Origin of the sequence: Helicobacter japonicus, from assembly GCF_000762845.2 — a bacterium.
GTDB classification, from domain to species: domain Bacteria; phylum Campylobacterota; class Campylobacteria; order Campylobacterales; family Helicobacteraceae; genus Helicobacter_C; species Helicobacter_C japonicus.
Genome location: NZ_JRMQ02000001.1, coordinates 87,451 through 105,334 on the forward strand (window position 1 = coordinate 87,451; position 17,884 = coordinate 105,334).

Here is a 17,884-nt window from a genome sequence, read left to right on the forward strand (position 1 = left end):
AAATTTTAGATACAATCCTACATTAATTTTGCACAATATCAATATTATAAAGAGGAGTATTCTTGGATACATTTGATTATTATGAAATTTTAGAAATCACGCGCACGAGTGATAAAGAGACAATAAAAAAAGCGTATCGCAAAATGGCACTCAAATATCACCCCGATAGGAATCCAGATGATAAAACAGCTGAAGAGCAATTTAAGAGGATAAATGAAGCCTATGAAGTGCTAAGTGATGATTCTAAACGACAAATTTATGACCAATATGGCAAAGAAGGCTTACAAAATTCTGGCTTTAGTGGATTTAGTGGCAGAGACTTTAGCGATATTTTTGGTGATTTGGGTTCAATTTTTGAATCTGCCTTTGGTGCAAATTTTGGCTTTAGTGGAAAAAGACAGAGCGGAGGCAAATACAATCTCGATGAGATTATAAGCCTTGAACTAAGCTTTAAAGAAGCTATTTTTGGTTGCAAAAAAGAAATACACAATAGCTTCAAAGTCGCGTGTAAAGATTGTGGGGGAAATGGCGCAAAAGATGGCAAAGTGCAGCAATGTAAAGATTGTGGGGGAAAAGGACAAGTCTATATACGACAAGGCTTTATGACCTTTGCCCAAACTTGCCCTACTTGCAAAGGTGAAGGAGTTAAAATTAGCGAAAAATGCCCTAAATGTAAAGGCAAAGGCTATGAAATGAGTGAGGAAAGCTTTGAAGTAAGTATCCCCGAAGGTATCGATGATGGAAACAGAATCCGCGTAAGTGGAAGAGGAAATGCTGAAAAAAGCGGTAAAAGGGGGGATTTGTATATTGCTGTGAGCGTGAGTGAAGATGAAAATTATGTCCGTGATGGCACAAATGTATATATCGAAGTGCCTGTATTTTTTACTTCTATCGTGCTAGGCACTACACTTAAGATTCCCTCTTTACGTGGGGAGCTAGAGCTTAAAATCCCTCCAAATACACGCGACAAAGAGCAGTTTATCTTTGATAATGAGGGGATAAAAGATGTGAATAGTGCGTATAGGGGTAAATTTGTAGCACAAATTAAAATTACTTATCCACCAAAACTTAATGCCGAACAAAAAGCCCTTGTAGAACAACTTGAAAAAAGCTTTGGTGTAGAGAGTGAGCCATATAAAAATCTTTTTGAGGAATGTTTTAATAAAATCAAGCAATGGATTCATCATCATAAAACACATAAATCAAATGAGTAAGAGTTTTTATTTCGTATTAAAAAAATGGGATAAATTCTCTTTAAGCTCATCTATTGCTTGTGTAGCAGGCTTATAGAGAATCTTATCAAATACAGATTCTGCAATACTTTTAGAATATTCAAGATTATTTAAAATTTTTAAGCCAATTTTGCGTTTATATTCGCAACGTGCAAGAATAGAACTAATATCTACAACATTTCCACTTGTGCCAATAACTAACACACAATCCCTAAAATTTAAAGATTCAAAAATATCATACATTGTCGCATATTGCGGTGCTTTCTCATAAAAAAATACAATAAAAGGCTTCAAATATCTATAATCACATTTAGGGCAATGATGTGGAGTAAAGGCAGTGTAACCTATATCAGTAATTTGGGCACATTTAGGGCAAATAATCTTAGTCAGCTCTCCGTGAAGATGTATTACATTTCTTGCTCCGGCGCGTTCTAGCAAATCATCAACATTTTGTGTAATGTGAATGACTTCTATATCTTGCTTGAGCTGGAGAATATCAGGGAGAGCGGCTAAAAAATTATGCATAGCATTGGGTTGCACCTTGCCTAGCTCTTCGCGTCTAAGATTATAGAATCTATGCACAAGCTCAAAATTTTCTAGCCAATTTTCATAATTACACACTTCCATAGGGTCATATTGCGCCCATAAACCGCCATTATCCCTAAAAGTTTCTAGTCCAGATTCTGCACTTAGTCCTGCTCCACTAAATACGACAAGCTTTGGCATTGCTATTCCTTAAGATTAATTTAATACTATGGTAACTTATTGTGTAGAAAATAAAGGAGGCGGGAATCCTCCGAAAAAGTTTTAGGAGTTAGCTTTTTCAGTGAAGGAGTCCTATGAGCAAATTTTGCTTCAAGTTTTATCTCTAGCTTTGAGATTCCCCGTGGAATCTCGGCTGACATCATACTGCTATTTCTAACAAAAGTCAAGCATTATAAACATAATAAATTTTACTAAAATGTATATCGTCCCTCGATAAATGCACTGCGTCCTTGCCCGATTAAGAATCCATATCCCGCAATACTATCTCTTGCATCGCCATTATAGTAGCTATAATAGAATGTATCAAAGACATTTCGCACACCCCCGCTTAAAGATAAATCCCCAAATTTCGCACTTAAGCCTATATCTGTAAGGGAATAAGCCTTAATCGTATCCCCACTTATATCTTTTTGACTACCACAGAATGTATTTTGATTCCATAGATTCCAATGTTTGCCAAGTGCAACATTAAAGCCAAATGTGCCTTTATAGTTACTCACATATGGAATCCTATCTTTCACGCTCACGCCATTATTTTTAAGAATCCGAGCATCGATATAAGTAAAACTCTCGCTTAAAGATAATCTCCCACCAAAGAGATATTGCTCCGAAAATAATTCTATACCTGCTCTTTGTGTCCTATCATAATTACCATACTGCACACCCGAAACGCTATGAGCATTACCAATGGTATAAAATTCATTCTGTGTCAATGTATAATACGCACTTGCACTCACCATTGCTACATCACCTAAAAAGTCTTTGAATCCTAGCTCAAAGGTATCATAAGTTTCTTTTTTCAAATCAGTGGGAAGATAAGTCCTACTTTGTCTCCTAAGAAGTGAATTTGGACTTGGTGAGAAGTATCCTCTCTCATATTTTGCATAAATATTGCCAGATTCTCTATAATGATAATTTGGTGTAATCTCTAAGGCAAAGTTATGCTGTGTATTTGAAAGCTTACCTTTTGCTCCATTTGCACTACTAATGGTGGTAATTGAAGATACATTACCCAGATTAACCACATTTCCAGTATTTGCATCATATAATCCACCTTGTGTATTATAAACAACATCAGCTTTATATGTGGCTGCTTCATATCGCACCCCACCTGTGAGTGAAAAATCTTTTGTAAAATCATATTTTTCTAACACATAAAGTGCATTGCTCCATTTGCTCCCCTCAAATGGAATATTCATCGCGTGTCTATAAGTCATTGGATTACCACTATTCATTTGGCTCACAACTCCGTCAGTAGCCCATATATATTGATTCATTACGCGTTTGCCATAGTTATACATAGATTCTAATCCCAAATAAAAATGTCCATTGCTATGCTTTGCATCATATTTTGCTATAAGTCCAGCCTTTTGATCATCAAATAAAGAACCACTTTGATCGGCATAAGTCCCATTCCAAGAAGTGCCATAGGCTATATATTGACTTAGTCGTGTTATAGAATCCACATAGCTAATTCTATTGAGGTGATAAAAGGCTTTGAGATCAAAATTTGCATTTTCACTCACATTGGCTTTATAGCCTATACTCACATCAAGCCGTTGTTGTTTGTTATGTAAATCCCCATTTCCTGCGCTCTTTCTATCGCTTTTGCTTGGATTTTGTATGTCCATAAAGGAGTTATTAGGCGTGGTGTCGATTAACCCATAAAAATAATCTATATCAAAGCTTATAGAAGCCCCCCCCCCCCGCAAAATCTTTGATAATACCCATATTGACTTGCGCCCCACTTGTTTTATCATTTATCCTAGGACCACCGCGATTGATATATGCCGCCCCAAGCGATATATAAGTATCCTCACCTATTTTTGTGCCAAACTTCATATCGGCATTGTAATTATTACCTGTGGAAACAATGATATTACTATAACTAAGCCCTGCACTAAAAAATGGTTGCTCATATCGCCTTTGTGTGATGATATTTACCACGCCGCCTCTTGTGCCATTCCCATACATCACAGCTCCTCCGCCGGGCAAAATCTCAATAGATTCAATACTCGCGGGTGAAAGGGTATTAAGCGGGGTAACGCCGTGGGAGCTATCTAGCATATTAGAATATATACCATTTATCAGCACCTGCACAGAAGTGTTTGCGCGATTGCCTTGCCCCCTTAAATCAAGATTGCTCCCTAAACCAACATTTGCTAATCCTACAAAAGGTGTATAGCGAAAAATATCTTCGGTAGAACGATAACCTTTATCAATAATACTATCGCGGTCGATTTCATAAACATTACGATTAATCTCATCAAGCCTCGTGCTCATCATAGAAGCATATACAATAGATTTGCTAAGATTCACAGATTTAGAATCTGCAATCATCTCATTACCTAGGACTATTTGAGCTATCACACCTAACAAAGTGAAAGATGATAAACCCTTTTTCATTATTTCTCCTTTATAAGCATTTTTAAAATTGCAAATATATAACAATATAAATAAAATCAATCTTAATAATTGTTATTAATTATAAAAGTGGATTAAATACTACAACATTCAAATAAATTTTCCATAAGAAAAAACAAGATATTAGGAAGATAATGACAAAAACATATTTTGAGCCTCCCCTAAAGAAGGCTATGTAGCTATTTTCTAAAAAGTGCGACCCATTAAAGCTTAAAATTGGAGTGAGTCTAAAAGTTGTTGCTCACGCATTGCTTGAGCAATCTCTTCATATCCTTTCAATGCGTTTTCATCACACAAAACCCATTCATTTAGCCCCTCTAAACTCATCATATGCGCAATTTTTGGGTCATTTTTGAGGGCATTTTGTGATTGCATCATCTCTACAAAGCTTTTTTTGAGATAAGAATCAAAACCTTTTAAAATTGTAAAGTTACAATGGCAATAACCCGGACTTGTATAGAAATTCACTATTTGAGGATAATTTCCCTCTTGCATAACCCTCACCCAAGTCGTAGAGCCAATCGCTCCCGCATCAAGCTCCCCACTTTTTATTTTATCTAGCACATCAAATTCACTTCGCCCTGTATCGCCGTGTTTGCCCACATCGCTATTGAAGCGGAAGATTCTAAGCATATCATCTGTGCCTTTTTGATTGAGTGAATCAAGTGGCATTTCTCTAAGATTCAATGCACTTTGCTGTAAGTAAAACAAAGGCATAATCGCTGCTTGCGCAGAATCTAAGCTACCTAAACCAAAAGCTTTACCCTTTAAATCTTCTAAGCTTTTAATCGTGTCTCTTTTAGCCACAAACACGCTTTTAAAGTCAATATCTGTATCGCGCATTAAAATCGCCTCTGCACCACCCTTTGTGCTATGGAGTGAGCGGATATAAGCTACATTTGTATTCCACGCAATATCAATTTTCCCTTCTTTGAGCCACTGCACTTGTCGCTCATAGTTGCTAAACAACACATAATCTAATCGTATATCCTTAAAATAATCATTAGCATATTCTCTAATCGTATCCCAAATAGGAACAATTTGCGGTGCATAAGCCACCGCACCTACTAAAATAGATTTCATTTTTACTCCTTTGGCAAAAGTGCATCTGAAAGCCACACTTGCAAAACATCAAGGCTTGGTGCCATTACTTGAGAAGCAAATGCGTCTCGCAAATATCGCTCTAGCGGTATAAGTTTGCTATAAGCCTTTCCCCCACCAAGTCGCATTGCAAGAGCGCAAATATCCATAACAAGCTGTGTGGCGTTAATCCTACACGCAAAGATTTTACAAGGAGCTTCAGAATCTTTCTCATCAAAAGCCCTTGCAGCCTCTTTTGTTAATGCGATTTGGCTTTGTGTTTTGGTATAGAGTTCAGCAATATGGATTCTCACTAACTCTTTATCTGCTAACGAGGAACCATCGGTATATTTTCTACTCTTACAATGATTAAGTGCGCATTCATAAGAAGCCCTCCCCACGCCACTATACACTGCTCCAAGTCCCACAACAAAATACATTGCTACAACTCCAGCTTGTGCTTCGCCCTCTCCGTCCTTTCCAAGCAAATATTGTTTTGTATGCAGCTTCACATCATTATATTGCACAGGTTTTGAGACATTTCCACGCATACCTAAGCCATTCCACACGCCCTCTTCGTGATAAATACCCTCCGCATTATTGGGTGTAATCCAATTATTTTTGCCACCCTTTACCTTGCAAGAATTTGTATAGGTAAGATAGTAGTTTGCTTGTTGGGCAGAAGTTACAAAGCTTTTGCGCCCTTTTAAGATTCTATACTCTCCTGCTTCTGTCTCTGTTATATCAGGCAATCCAAAATGCGTCCCCGAACCACTCTCGCTATAAGCAAGGGCAAAAGAAATCTCCCCTTTTGCTATTTTTGGCAAAAACTCCTCTTTTTGCTCCTTTGTCCCAAAAGTTGCAATACACGCTGTTGCAACATTGTGCATCATATAGCAAAGTGCAGTAGAGGCGTCAAATTGCGCTAAAGTATAACAAACTAAAGCGTGATGAAGACAACTCCCACCACTTCCACCATATTCTTTAGGCACGAGCAATCCCATAAAGCCTTGCTTTTTAAGCTCATCATAAGCTTCTTTTGGGAATCTTGCTTCTTTGTCAATAGATTCTGTATAAGGGGCGACAAATGTCTTACCAAACTCTGCTACTTTTTGTTCCAAATTTTTTTCTAGGTCTTCCAAACTTAACATATTTTCTCCTTACATAAAATTAGGTGTGTGAGCCCTGCTTAAATCAAGGGCAAGTTCCTCATCAATGCCACATTCCACAAGCCGCTTTGTGCGGTTTTTTTCCATTTTTTTCTTTAATTCCTGCACCTCCTCAAAACCATTTGAAATGAGCACACTCTCCTCCCCGCCACCACGCAAAATCGCCATAGATTCTAAAAGCAAAGAGGATTCACCACTTTGTGCGTCTAAATAGTTTTTCCGCGCAAAAACGACTTCTTTTAAAGCAGCGATTTTGGCAGGGTTTTGGGAGATACTATGTTTGACATTATTCATTCCATAGGCTACATGGCGACTTTCATCTTTCCTAGCTAGTGCAAGTAAATACGCACTCGCCTCATCTCCTAAAGCCCTAAAACTCTCCTCTAAAAATTTAAGCAAATCAATAAAAGTCCCCTCACCCATAATATGCAGCAAAAAACTTGATGTAAAATAATCCTTTTCTTTCCATAGGCTAAAAAGGCTTTGTTGCGTTGTAAGTGTGGAGTATTGCACACCAAGTCCGGTAATGTTTGCTCTTTTGATAAAAGATTCAATATGGCGCGCCTCATCACCAATGATAGAGGAAAGCAAAAGCGGCACAGGCGTAAAAAAGGGTGAAATCTGCCCCAAAAATCGGGCAGGAATATATAGGGCTGAAAATTCATTTTCTGTTAAATAAGTCATAATCTGTGCGATTGCAAACTGCAAAGATGGGCTAAACTTCGGTATTTGCTCCCATTTTATATCTGTGGTGGCATTCCATTGCGACTTTTTAGAATCCTCATAAATCTGCTCTACATTGCTACTCCAAATATCATTATTAGATTCTATACTAAAATGATAATTTGGACTTGCTAACTCTACTTGCACACCATTTGGGGCTAAACCTTGCATAGGCGGACTGGTGTGAGAGAGAGTGTCAAACTTATGGAATCTTGTGGGTGATTTTTTGCATAATACATAAATAAAGTTACTTTTAGAATCTGCATTTTGACTTATTACACGCTTTTCTTTAAATGCCTCACCCTTAAAAGCACACCACATCATCAAATCATTTTCTAAATTATCCCAATCACTCACGACTTCTATCAATGCACCAATTTGCGTCAATAAAAAAGCATTTTCAAGCCGCATAAAAAAGAGTGTGCCAAGAGGCAGTGCGCCCATAAAGACACAGGATTTTGAATCTTGCATAAAATGACTTTATTGAAATTTATGAGCCTATAAGAAGACTTGTTATCTTTCACCCTGAAAGCTGTTAAGTGTATTAATATTATACAGAATTGACTTAAAATTATATAAATTTTTACATTCTAGCACTTCATTATAAAATGTATTATGTCGCCTAGCACTTGCTCTTTATTGATTTCATTTAGAATCTCGTGTCTTGCACCCTCATAAAGTATCAACTCCACATTAAAGCCACATTGTTCATATTGATATGCAATTTTTTCCACACCCTTGCCAAAATCTCCACAACTATCGCTTCTACCACTTATTATTAAAAGTGGCAAACCCTCACCTTTTAAACCTCGCATATCATTAACATATTTCATACCCTTAAAAAGCCCTATAAAACTTTGTAAGCTAAAAACAAAACTACACGCTTTATCTGCCTTATATGCCTCAACCACCGCTTTATCACGACAAAGCCACGCAAAACCACCTTTTGTATTATCCTCACTCTCATTACCTAAAAATGGCTTATTGAAACTCCCAAAAGACAAAGTATTAACAAAATGTTTGCCCCATTCCTCAAATTTCATATAATGCAATATTTGCGCTATTATCTCGCCCACACCTACAAGTGGATTATACGCCGGTGAACCCGAAAGAATAAGTGCATTTATTTCATATTGATAGCTTTTAATGTAAGAGCGAGAAAGAAGTGAGCCCATAGAATGCCCAAGTAAAATATATTTTTGTGGATTAAAACGCATTTTAATCCTTGTAGTTAGCTCGTGCATATCCATAACTGCACGCTCAAAGCCACTTAGCTTATTTAATGCGTTTTTATCTTTTTTCCCCACACCTTTCATCTCTCCCCATTGATGTAAATTATCAATACTCTTGCCGTGTCCTCTATGGTCGTTTATCACCACGATAAAGCCAGATTGTGCTAACTTTATGCCTACCCATTCGTATCTTCCCTTATGTTCTACCATTCCGTGCGCAATTTGCACCACTACAATAGAATCTAGCTGCTTTGGTATATAAACATCATATACTATACGCAAATTATCTACACGAGATTCAAAAGATAAATCTTGCTCTTTTATTATCTCTGCTTTATCTTGCATTCCCTGCACCCTTATTTATTTTTACACTTTTTAGCCACTCTTTTAATGCTTCTTCATCACCATTAAATACATTTAAATCAATATATTTTTCAGAACCCTTATAGCCCTTTAATACACCTTTTGGATTATATTGCCAAAATCGCCAATCTTGAAAATATAAATTAAACCACCGCGCGATAAAAGAGTGTGGAGGAAAAAACACAGAACGAATCCACAGCGGATACTCTCCATAACGCTCACGCAAATACATATCATAAAAGCTGGGGGTGGTATAGATGATAGGCTTTATTCTATAATGTTTTTCCAAAAGCGCAAGCAAAGTATCAAGCTCACTATAAACAGATTCAGCATTTGGAGGATTGCTTGCTTTTGTGCCATAAAATTCTATATCAACAACTGGAGGCAACATCTTTGTATAAGGAGAGTAAGGCACATTCTCAATAAAATTTGCCGCCTGTGTGTGCCCTGCAGAATCAAAACTAAAAAAATGATAAGCCCCTACATAAATGCCTACTTCCTGTGCAGAAGCAAAATTATAAACAAATTGCTTATCTACCCAACTGCTACCCTCTGTGGCTTTAATAAACGCAAATCTCACGTTTTGTTCCTTTAAAATATGCCATTGTATATGCCCTTGATGTGCGGAGACATCTACACCTTTTAAGGGATATACCTTATCACTTGGCATATTAAACCATACTATACCATTATGTTGAAGGATAAAAAATACACCACCAATCACGCAAACTACACATATATCTATAATAAAACGTCCGAATCTCCTCACACTTTGAGCCTTGCGTGATATTTTTCAAGTAAAAATGCAGGTTGATAGGAGAGTTTTGCCTTACGCAATCCCTCAATACCCAAATCTTCCTCACGATTTGCATATTGTGTCGCAGCAAAAATATTTTTAAGCAAAGATTGATTAATTGCTTGATAGGCACCATTAAAGATAGTATTAGCCTTTTCAATATGTATAAGCGCACAATCCTCATCAAGATTCTCTCCAAAACTAAATGCAGCAACCTCACCATCAATACGCAAAAGCCCACCCCGCAAACCTAAGGTATCAAAATGCTTCAATGCGTCATTTATACCAAGATTCTCAAAATACAATCCCTTATCATCTTTGTTTGCATTTCCATACCAAAGATTATTGATAGCTATTACCTCATCAATATTAGCAAGGCTTAAAGATTCAAATTGCGTTTGTGGATATTGCAAATAAAATCTATTTAAATGATTTTTTTTCTTATGAAACTTTCTTCCAGCAAGCTCTATAAGCTCTTGCGTATGATATATATAATCAAATCTATCTCTTACCTGCTCAAAAACAAAAGATGTAGGAAAATCTAATACCAACTCATCACATTCACTTTGCTGCAAAGAGTGGATTTCTAAGGGGAGATTCAATGCTTGATAATGCTTTAATAATGCCTCAATAATAGGCTTTTTATTGCCTTGCCCAAGTGGATAAAAGATAAAAGGATTTTCGTTAGGATAGCGTGTCTGAATAACACACTGCCCCTCAATGATTGCATAGCTTATCTCACGCGAATATCGCCACATAAACATATTTGTGAAATTTGTATCTGAAATCCACCGCCCACGCACACTTACGAAGGGTTGCAGAATCTCTCTATCACTTAACTCTAACACTTTAAAATCTATCATTTATTTCTCTACTCCCGCATATCAGTAAAAATATAGCTACCTAACCATTTAATCTCATCGGCTCTTTTCTCTAATAGTCTCTGCAATGGCGGGTCTTTATAATGTCCTTCACAATCGATAAAAAATCCCATTCTAAATTCATTATTTTCACGCACAGGACGAGAATCTATACGAGTAAGATTAATGCCCTCTTTTTCAAAATCTCCAAGCAATCTAAACAAATCACCCACTTGGTCTTTTTCTTTGAGATTCACAAAAAGTGAGGTTTTATCCTTTTTGCTCGGCGGATTCTCAAAATCACTGACAATTACAAAACGCGTTTTATTGTTTTGAGAATCTTCAATATGTTCAAACATTAGTGGTAAATTATAAAGCTTTCCTGCAATTTTTGAGCCAATAGCAGCACTTTGTGGATTATTTGCTGCAAGCTGCACAGCCCTTGCGGTAGAATCTGTGGGGATTTGCTCGATATGGTGCAAATTATGTGCATTGAGAAAATGCTGACATTGCCCAAAGGCTATATCTTTAGAATAAATCGTTTTAATATCGCCCAAATGCTCACAATTGCTCAAAAAACTATGATGAATAGGCAAAATCATATCCGCTATAATTTTAAAATCAAAACGCGCAAGCAAGTCAATACTCTCCCCCACCATACCATTTGTATTATTTTCAAGTGGCACAACTCCATACTTCACACGTTTAGCACATAATGCCTCAAAAACTGCACTAATAGTATTAAGTGGTATATACTCACTCATAGCTCCAAATCGCTCTTCGGCTGCTTGATGTGTGTAACTGCCAATAGGACCTAAAAAGGCGACTTTTTGAGGGAGTTCAAGATTGCGCGAAATTGCAAAAATCTCTTGATAAATAGCTTCAATCGCGTGTAAATTCATAAATTTACTGCCTCTTTGATTAAGCCTTTCTACAATTTGTCTTTCCCGCTCTGGGCGATAAATTGCGCTTCCATACTTATGCTTATGCTCACCTACCTTTGCTACAAGTGCCATTCTTTGCTCTAGGGCATCAAAAATAATATCATCGATTTTATCAATTTGTGTGCGTAGCTCTTGTAATACATTTTCTTGCATTTTATTGCTCTCCCTTAATCGCACTTAGAATCTTCATAATTTTGTAACAACTCTGCCTCATCTCTCATCATATCATCAAGAGATTCTCTATGCTTAATGACACGCACATCTTCTCCCATAAATGCTACTTCAGCAGGGCGCGGGCGAGTATTATAGTTACTCGCCATACTATAACCATACGCTCCGGCATTTTTAAGCACAAGCACATCACCTGCTTGAAGCGATGGAAGTTTAATATTTTTAGCCAAATAATCACTGCTCTCACAAATTGGTCCTACAACATCACAAAGATTGTCTGTCAAAGTATGAGATTCTCTATTGCCTTTTAAAATATATTCAACTTCGTGTGTAGCTTGGTAAAGTGCTGGACGTATAAGGTCATTCATCGCTGCATCGACAATCACAAATCGTTTCTTGCCATTATATTTCTCATAAAGCACACTTGTAAGTAACACACCACTCTCTCCTACAAGAAAGCGTCCGGGCTCACAAATAATTGTCAAGTCAAGTCCATACAACGCACCTAAAATCGCTTGAGCGTAATCATAAGGATTAATAAGTGTTTCATCTGTATAACAAATCCCTATACCACCACCAATATCAAAAAATTTCAAATCAATTTTGAGAGCAAGAAGACTATGGGCAAGCTCTGCAATCTTTTGTGCAGATTGCTTGATTGGCTCTAACTCTGTAAGTTGTGAGCCAATATGAAAATGAATCCCAATAGGCTCAAGGTTTGGTGCATTTTTAGCAAAAATATACATAGATTTTGCTTGCTCTATATCTACACCAAATTTATTTTCACTCAATCCTGTTGAAATATAAGGGTGAGTTTTAGCGTCAATATTTGGATTGACGCGCACAGAGATACGAGCGACTTTATCAAGTTTTTTAGCAATAGATTCAATACGAAATAACTCTTCCTCACTCTCTACATTTAAAAATAAAATATCACTTTGAAGTGCTTCTTCAATCTCAATATCCTGCTTTCCTACACCACTAAAAATAATTTTATATTTTGGAATCCCTGCTTTTAATGCTCTTTTCACTTCACCAATAGATACACAATCCGCTCCACTCCCAAGCTTTGCTAAATGATGAATAATAGAAAGGTTAGAATTTGCTTTAAGCGCATAACAAACAAGTGATTTACGTGCTTTAAAAGCGTCTTTCATCTCAGAAAAAGCATCTGTAATTTTTGCCAAATCATACACATAAAGGGGTGTTTTGTAAGTTTTTGCAAGTTGTAAATAATCCATATCTATTCCTCATATCTTATAATGAAGCAAGATTTTAAAAATTGACTAAAGACAATGTTTTATCGCATAATTTTAGCCACAATAGCATAATATTATGTTAAACTAATAGTTTTCTTTCATTAAATTTTACAAGGATTGCTATGACTTTATCACCAAATAGTGTATTTATGCTTGTGAGTATATTTTGTGTGGCTATTTTCGTACTCGTAACTTTACTGTGGCTTTTTGGTCCAGCACCAAAAAATGCAGAATATAACAAAGCTGATGAAAGTAAAACTATGAGTATTGAAGAAATTATGAAAATCTTAGATAATCCAAAAACGCCCCTTGCTAGACTTACCGAAGCAGTGGATAATTTCTTTCAGTATTATGACAATCTGGAATTAAGTGATTATCGTAAAAAAAGCTTTTTTTTTGCTGTTATTGTCCATCCTCACACTTCAACAGATCTTATTATCGAAACCGAAAAACATTTAAAAGAGCTAAATCCTGACTTGGCAAGCGAGCTAAGCAAAACACTTAATCGTGGTCTTAATGCAAGAGATTTAAAATAAAATTCAAACAAGCGAGAAACATTAGCAAGTGAGCAGGATTATTCTTGCCAGCATTTAGAATTAATATACGAGCCCCATTGGGCTCTCCCAAAAGAGGGTGTGCGCCCACCAATCAAGTTATTCCAACAACCCAATTAATGCTTATGCTGTGTAGGCTGAATATCTTTATTGTCAGCGAGATTTTGAGATTCTACTCTATCTAAAAACTCTACTAACCTTGCACCTGCTTGCATATATGCCTTTGCACTTTGAGAATCTGGCTCAAAAAATGCAATAGGCTTACCATTATCGCCACCCTCGCGCACCTTTGGTTCAAGTGGCACTTGAGCTAATACCATAGTGTTATATGATGTGGCAAGTTCTTCACTTGTGCCTTTACCAAAAATATCATACTCCTTGCCGCAATTTGGGCAAATAAATCCGCTCATATTTTCAATAACGCCTGCTATTGGCACTTTAAGCTTATCAAACATATCTAAACTTCTCGCACTATCATCAAGACTTACTTTTTGTGGGGTTGTTACAATAACACCTGCACTCACAGGCACGCTTTGAGCAAGTGTGAGTTGTGCGTCCCCTGTGCCTGGTGGCATATCAATCACAAGCACATCAAGTTTGCTCCAAATCACATCTGTAAGCATTTGTTCTATTGCACGCATAATCATAGGACCTCGCCAAATAAGGCTTTGTCCCTCATCATAAAGCACACCCATACTCATCATTTCTACACCAAAAGCTTTAAGTGGAATAAGCTTTTTTTGACTTTCATCTACTTGTGCCTTATTTGCATTAAGTCCAAGCATTCGCGGAATATTAGGACCATAAATATCTGCATCAAGTAATCCTACCTTTTTGCCTTGCTGTGCTAGAGCAATAGCAAGATTCACACTTGTAGTAGATTTTCCCACACCACCTTTACCAGAGCTTACCATCACAAAATGTTTAATATGTGGAGCGAGATTCTTTGTTTTTGGTTGGGGTTGTGGTGCAGGTTTAGGAGAATTAATTTCAAGCTGTAAGGTTGCTCCTTGCAATACACTTTCAAGTTTTTGACTTATTTCTTGCCTTAATTTTTCAATAACCTCTTGTGCGCTTGAAGGTATATCTACGCGGATTTTCACATCTTTATTACTCACTTCCACTTCTTTGACAAAACCAAAAGTAACAATATCTTTTTGAAAATTTGGGTAAATCACTTTACGCAAAATATCAGTAATTTCTTGCTGTGTTGCCATCTTTTATCCTTATATTTTAAATTTTAATTGTATTATGAATATCTTACAAATATATCATAATACTAAATAAAGCGGGATTATATCAAGTAAAATTTAACTTATATCTCTGGTTATATTTATCCATACCTAGCCCTATCAGTTAATAAATATTTAAAGAAGTGTATTAGAATCAGCCTCTCTTTAAGCTCGCTTGGAGGATTTATGCTTCTTGCTATTTATAGTGTATGTGTTTTTATCTTTATCGGCTACATTGCAAAACTTCTACGCCTTGTAGGTGATAAACAAAGTGGTATCTTGCTTGGATTTTTACTTAATTTTGCTCTTCCTGCGCAAATCTTTAATGGCACATATCATGCTCATATTGATATAGCATTTTTGTATGTATGCCTCATTAGCCTTTTTTGTTCTCTAAGCGGTGGGGTTGTCCTTTTTGGTATTGGCAAGATTCTAAAACTTCACCCTCACTCTATCCTTACCCTAAGTTTTATGGGGGCATTTGGCAATACACTTTTTTTAGGATTACCTATTGTTAATGGCGCACTTGGTGAAGACTACGCAAACAAAGTGATTATTTATGACCAAATCGTTACCGGCATTCCTATTGCCTTCCTTGCACCCTTAATCTTAAGTCTCGGGGGAAAAGGTGTTTTTAGTGCAAAAGCCATTGGGTTGCGTCTCTTTCGCAGTCCGCTTTTTCTCGCCCTCATCTCTGGCTTAATACTTAAACTCATACCCTTAGAAATCCCTGATGATTTATTTATCCCACTAAAAAGCCTAGCCCTTACTGCTACACCTGTGGCACTTTTTGCCATTGGGGTGCAAATGAGCCTCAAAGGTATTAAAGAAGAATGGAAACTCACTTCACTCTTGCTTTTTGGCAAAATGCTCATCGCACCTCTTGTTCTCTTTCTTATTGTGCTTTGTGGTTTTGGTGGATTCAATGACTTATGGCGTATGGCACTTATTGAAGTGGCAATGCCACCTGTTGTGAGTGCTGGTGCGATTGTGATTAAAGCAGGATTAAATGCAAAACTTGCTGTAAGTGCTATTGCCTTTGGAATCTTACTTAGTTTTGCAAGTGTGCCTTTGTGGTTAGCCATTACATAACCAAGAGTAGATTCTGTGCGTGTAAAGTATGAGTAAAATATGCTTTAGCGTATGGAGTTACTTTTAAATAGGCTAATGAGAATCCTCTTGTAATTGTGGATTAAAAATCCTCCACGCAATAGAATATTGTATATTTGATAGGCATAGAGTGTAGGAAATATATCTTTATGTGAGCCTACACGAGTTGAGTCATAATGTATATGATGAGCATAATCTTGTGGCACATAGAGATAAAGTGGAACAGCGTGATTGAGGGCTTTATCTATGCTTGGATTAGATTCAAAATCCCTTACGCGATGGTCTCCACTTGCAGCGATAATTGTTTTACTTCCTAAATGTGAATCTTTTATTTTGTATAAATTCTAAAAAATAATTTAATACAACAAATCCAAGCATAGCAATACCAATGCTACGCATATCAAGCTTAAATCCCATAAACCACATTGCCCAAAAATCACTTAAATGCTCCTGCCATAGGCTTTGGGGTAAAAAATGTGCCACCATAATACCACGATCTAGAGTGCAAAGGAGCAAAAGTGCAAATATCAAAAAACAAACCCGAGTAATTAAAAGCAAAGTATGAGTGTGTGCTTGAAATTTAAATGAAAAATGAGCCATTTTAGATTGAATCCTTATATTCTGATGTCTTGAAATACTACATCATTTCTGTTGAAATTACAAATTTTAACGGGGAATTGTTAATCTTAACATTAAAATTATTCTTGACTTTTGTTTTTTTTTTTTTTGTATAATCAAATTCTAGCATCAAGGAGTTAATCCAAATGCATACATTTTTCTCTAAGGAGTTTATATGAAAAAGCTAATTTTAGCTCTAGGTTTTGGTGGTGCAGTAGCACTCTTTAGTGGTTGTGCAATGGGTAGCACAGCAGGGCTTGCTTCAGGTGTGTTGTATTCTAATATGACAGGTCCTGTGGCAGCCACTTCAACAGGTGGAGATTCTAAACAAGGACAAGCAAAATGCTCAAATATTCTTGGTTTAGTTACTCTTGGTGATTGTTCTATTGATGCAGCAGCAAAAGCTGGTAATATCTCACAAATCAAAAGTGTAGATTCTAAAATATGGAGCATTCTTGGACTTTACACAACTTCAACAACAATCGTAAAAGGTAACTAATTATTGCCTTTAGCCTTTTCCCTTATCCAAGGGAGAGGCTTTACTTTTTATTCTTCAAGCTTTCCAAAGTGAAATCCTTTCTCTAAAAGCATAGGCACGACTTCTTGAATCCCTGCGAATGTGTCGCTTTGAGGTTTATTGAAATGATAAATAAGAATTGAACCATTACGCGCTTTTTGCGCTTGTTTGATAATCTTTTGCTTAGAAAAAGTTGCTCCACCATCGCCTAATACATCAAATCCACCAATGTTATAACCCAAATCTTTAGCAATACTTACTGCTACTTCATCATAATATGCTGTGCCAGAACGAAAATAATGTGGCTTTTTGCCTGTGAGTTTAAAAATAAGCTCATCATTATCCATAATCTCTTTATATACTCCACGCACTGAATCTGTGCCTTTGATGTGATAAATTGATTTGCCATTTACACTAAGAGGGAGGTGCTTTGTGCCGTGATTTTGGATAGAAAAAAGCGGATTTTGAGCGAGTTTTATAAAATCATCTGTGTGTTTATGAATCCAACGCGCATTAATAAACAAAGTAGCTTGAATATTGTGAGCAATTAAATAATCAATCAATGCCTTATCATACGCTCCACCACAAGCATCAAATGTGAGATATACAACAGGCTTACTTTTATCAGGCAAAATCGTAGTAACACCCTCAAGATTCTCACTCCATTGCGTTGGCGCAATATTCGCATACTTATGCTCTATCTCCTCTAAAGTATAAATATGGGCTGTTGGGCGAATCTTTTCCACATAAATCTTATAACCAAATGCTACGATAAGACAAAGAATACCTATAAGAAAAAAACTTATAAAAAAATTTTTTTTATTTCTCATTAATA

General features: G+C 36.6%; 18 protein-coding genes. 4 read left to right on the forward strand and 14 right to left on the reverse strand.

Translation table 11 applies throughout. The annotated features are described in order from the left end of the window. The first annotated feature begins 62 nt into the window (after positions 1–62). The gene (gene dnaJ, locus LS65_RS00380; RefSeq protein WP_034362732.1) at positions 63–1,214 is read left to right on the forward strand and encodes a molecular chaperone DnaJ; all 1,152 of its coding nucleotides are present in this window, start codon (positions 63–65) and stop codon (positions 1,212–1,214) included. 6 nt (positions 1,215–1,220) lie between these two features. Here the strand turns inward: dnaJ and LS65_RS00385 are convergent, their stop codons facing one another. From LS65_RS00385 to lysA, 11 genes are all read right to left on the reverse strand, one after another. After that, on the reverse strand, positions 1,221–1,958 hold the full coding sequence (locus LS65_RS00385; protein ID WP_138129720.1) for an SIR2 family NAD-dependent protein deacylase: 738 nt from the start codon (positions 1,956–1,958) through the stop codon (positions 1,221–1,223). A gap of 230 nt (positions 1,959–2,188) precedes the next feature. Then, positions 2,189–3,757, reverse strand: coding sequence for a porin family protein (locus LS65_RS00390; RefSeq protein WP_236096574.1), 1,569 nt, complete (start codon positions 3,755–3,757; stop codon positions 2,189–2,191). Continuing rightward, the gene (locus LS65_RS00395; RefSeq protein ID WP_138129721.1) at positions 3,678–4,403 is read right to left on the reverse strand and encodes a TonB-dependent receptor plug domain-containing protein; all 726 of its coding nucleotides are present in this window, start codon (positions 4,401–4,403) and stop codon (positions 3,678–3,680) included. Before LS65_RS00395 ends, LS65_RS00390 begins: the two co-directional genes overlap by 80 nt. Before the next feature lie 228 nt (positions 4,404–4,631). After that, positions 4,632–5,504, reverse strand: a complete 873-nt coding sequence (locus LS65_RS00400; protein ID WP_034363113.1) for a phosphate/phosphite/phosphonate ABC transporter substrate-binding protein — start codon at positions 5,502–5,504, stop codon at positions 4,632–4,634. A gap of 2 nt (positions 5,505–5,506) precedes the next feature. Further along, positions 5,507–6,652, reverse strand: a complete 1,146-nt coding sequence (locus LS65_RS00405) for an acyl-CoA dehydrogenase family protein (RefSeq protein WP_034363111.1) — start codon at positions 6,650–6,652, stop codon at positions 5,507–5,509. 9 nt (positions 6,653–6,661) lie between these two features. Beyond that, the gene (locus LS65_RS00410) at positions 6,662–7,864 is read right to left on the reverse strand and encodes a ferritin-like domain-containing protein (RefSeq protein ID WP_034363107.1); all 1,203 of its coding nucleotides are present in this window, start codon (positions 7,862–7,864) and stop codon (positions 6,662–6,664) included. A 119-nt stretch (positions 7,865–7,983) separates the two neighbouring features. Further along, positions 7,984–8,970 (reverse strand): alpha/beta fold hydrolase, encoded by a 987-nt coding sequence (locus LS65_RS00415; RefSeq protein WP_034363104.1) that lies wholly within the window; start codon positions 8,968–8,970, stop codon positions 7,984–7,986. Then, on the reverse strand, positions 8,960–9,757 hold the full coding sequence (locus LS65_RS00420; RefSeq protein WP_236096575.1) for a GH25 family lysozyme: 798 nt from the start codon (positions 9,755–9,757) through the stop codon (positions 8,960–8,962). The genes LS65_RS00415 and LS65_RS00420 overlap by 11 nt, the downstream gene beginning before the upstream one ends. Beyond that, positions 9,754–10,647: a DUF2156 domain-containing protein gene (locus tag LS65_RS00425; RefSeq protein WP_034363097.1), complete on the reverse strand. Its 894-nt coding sequence runs from the start codon at positions 10,645–10,647 to the stop codon at positions 9,754–9,756. The genes LS65_RS00420 and LS65_RS00425 overlap by 4 nt, the downstream gene beginning before the upstream one ends. Positions 10,648–10,655: 8 nt before the next feature. After that, positions 10,656–11,741, reverse strand: coding sequence for a prephenate dehydratase (gene pheA / locus LS65_RS00430; RefSeq protein ID WP_034363094.1), 1,086 nt, complete (start codon positions 11,739–11,741; stop codon positions 10,656–10,658). A gap of 14 nt (positions 11,742–11,755) precedes the next feature. Next, positions 11,756–13,000, reverse strand: coding sequence for a diaminopimelate decarboxylase (gene lysA / locus LS65_RS00435; RefSeq protein ID WP_034363091.1), 1,245 nt, complete (start codon positions 12,998–13,000; stop codon positions 11,756–11,758). A 140-nt stretch (positions 13,001–13,140) separates the two neighbouring features. On the opposite strand from lysA, the gene LS65_RS00440 reads away from it, so the two are divergent. After that, positions 13,141–13,554 carry a hypothetical protein gene (locus LS65_RS00440; RefSeq protein ID WP_034363089.1) on the forward strand — a complete coding sequence of 138 codons (414 nt, stop codon included), beginning with the start codon at positions 13,141–13,143 and terminating at the stop codon, positions 13,552–13,554. Between the two features lie 134 nt (positions 13,555–13,688). Here the strand turns inward: LS65_RS00440 and LS65_RS00445 are convergent, their stop codons facing one another. Then, positions 13,689–14,789: an Mrp/NBP35 family ATP-binding protein gene (locus LS65_RS00445; protein WP_034363087.1), complete on the reverse strand. Its 1,101-nt coding sequence runs from the start codon at positions 14,787–14,789 to the stop codon at positions 13,689–13,691. Between the two features lie 201 nt (positions 14,790–14,990). Here LS65_RS00445 and LS65_RS00450 point away from each other — a divergent pair, with 201 nt between their 5' ends. Then, positions 14,991–15,896 (forward strand): AEC family transporter, encoded by a 906-nt coding sequence (locus LS65_RS00450; RefSeq protein ID WP_034363085.1) that lies wholly within the window; start codon positions 14,991–14,993, stop codon positions 15,894–15,896. Positions 15,897–16,220: 324 nt separating this feature from the next. On the opposite strand, the gene LS65_RS00455 is transcribed toward LS65_RS00450, so the two are convergent. Next, positions 16,221–16,514, reverse strand: a complete 294-nt coding sequence (locus LS65_RS00455; protein ID WP_236096576.1) for a hypothetical protein — start codon at positions 16,512–16,514, stop codon at positions 16,221–16,223. 193 nt (positions 16,515–16,707) lie between these two features. Here LS65_RS00455 and LS65_RS00460 point away from each other — a divergent pair, with 193 nt between their 5' ends. Further along, complete coding sequence (locus tag LS65_RS00460; RefSeq protein ID WP_034363083.1) at positions 16,708–17,031, forward strand: TRL-like family protein; 324 nt, start codon at positions 16,708–16,710, stop codon at positions 17,029–17,031. Between the two features lie 47 nt (positions 17,032–17,078). Here LS65_RS00460 and LS65_RS00465 read toward each other — a convergent pair whose 3' ends face one another. Next, a complete protein-coding gene (locus LS65_RS00465) occupies positions 17,079–17,879 on the reverse strand; it encodes a polysaccharide deacetylase family protein (protein ID WP_034363081.1) in 801 nt (266 codons plus the stop codon). Positions 17,880–17,884: the final 5 nt, after the last annotated feature.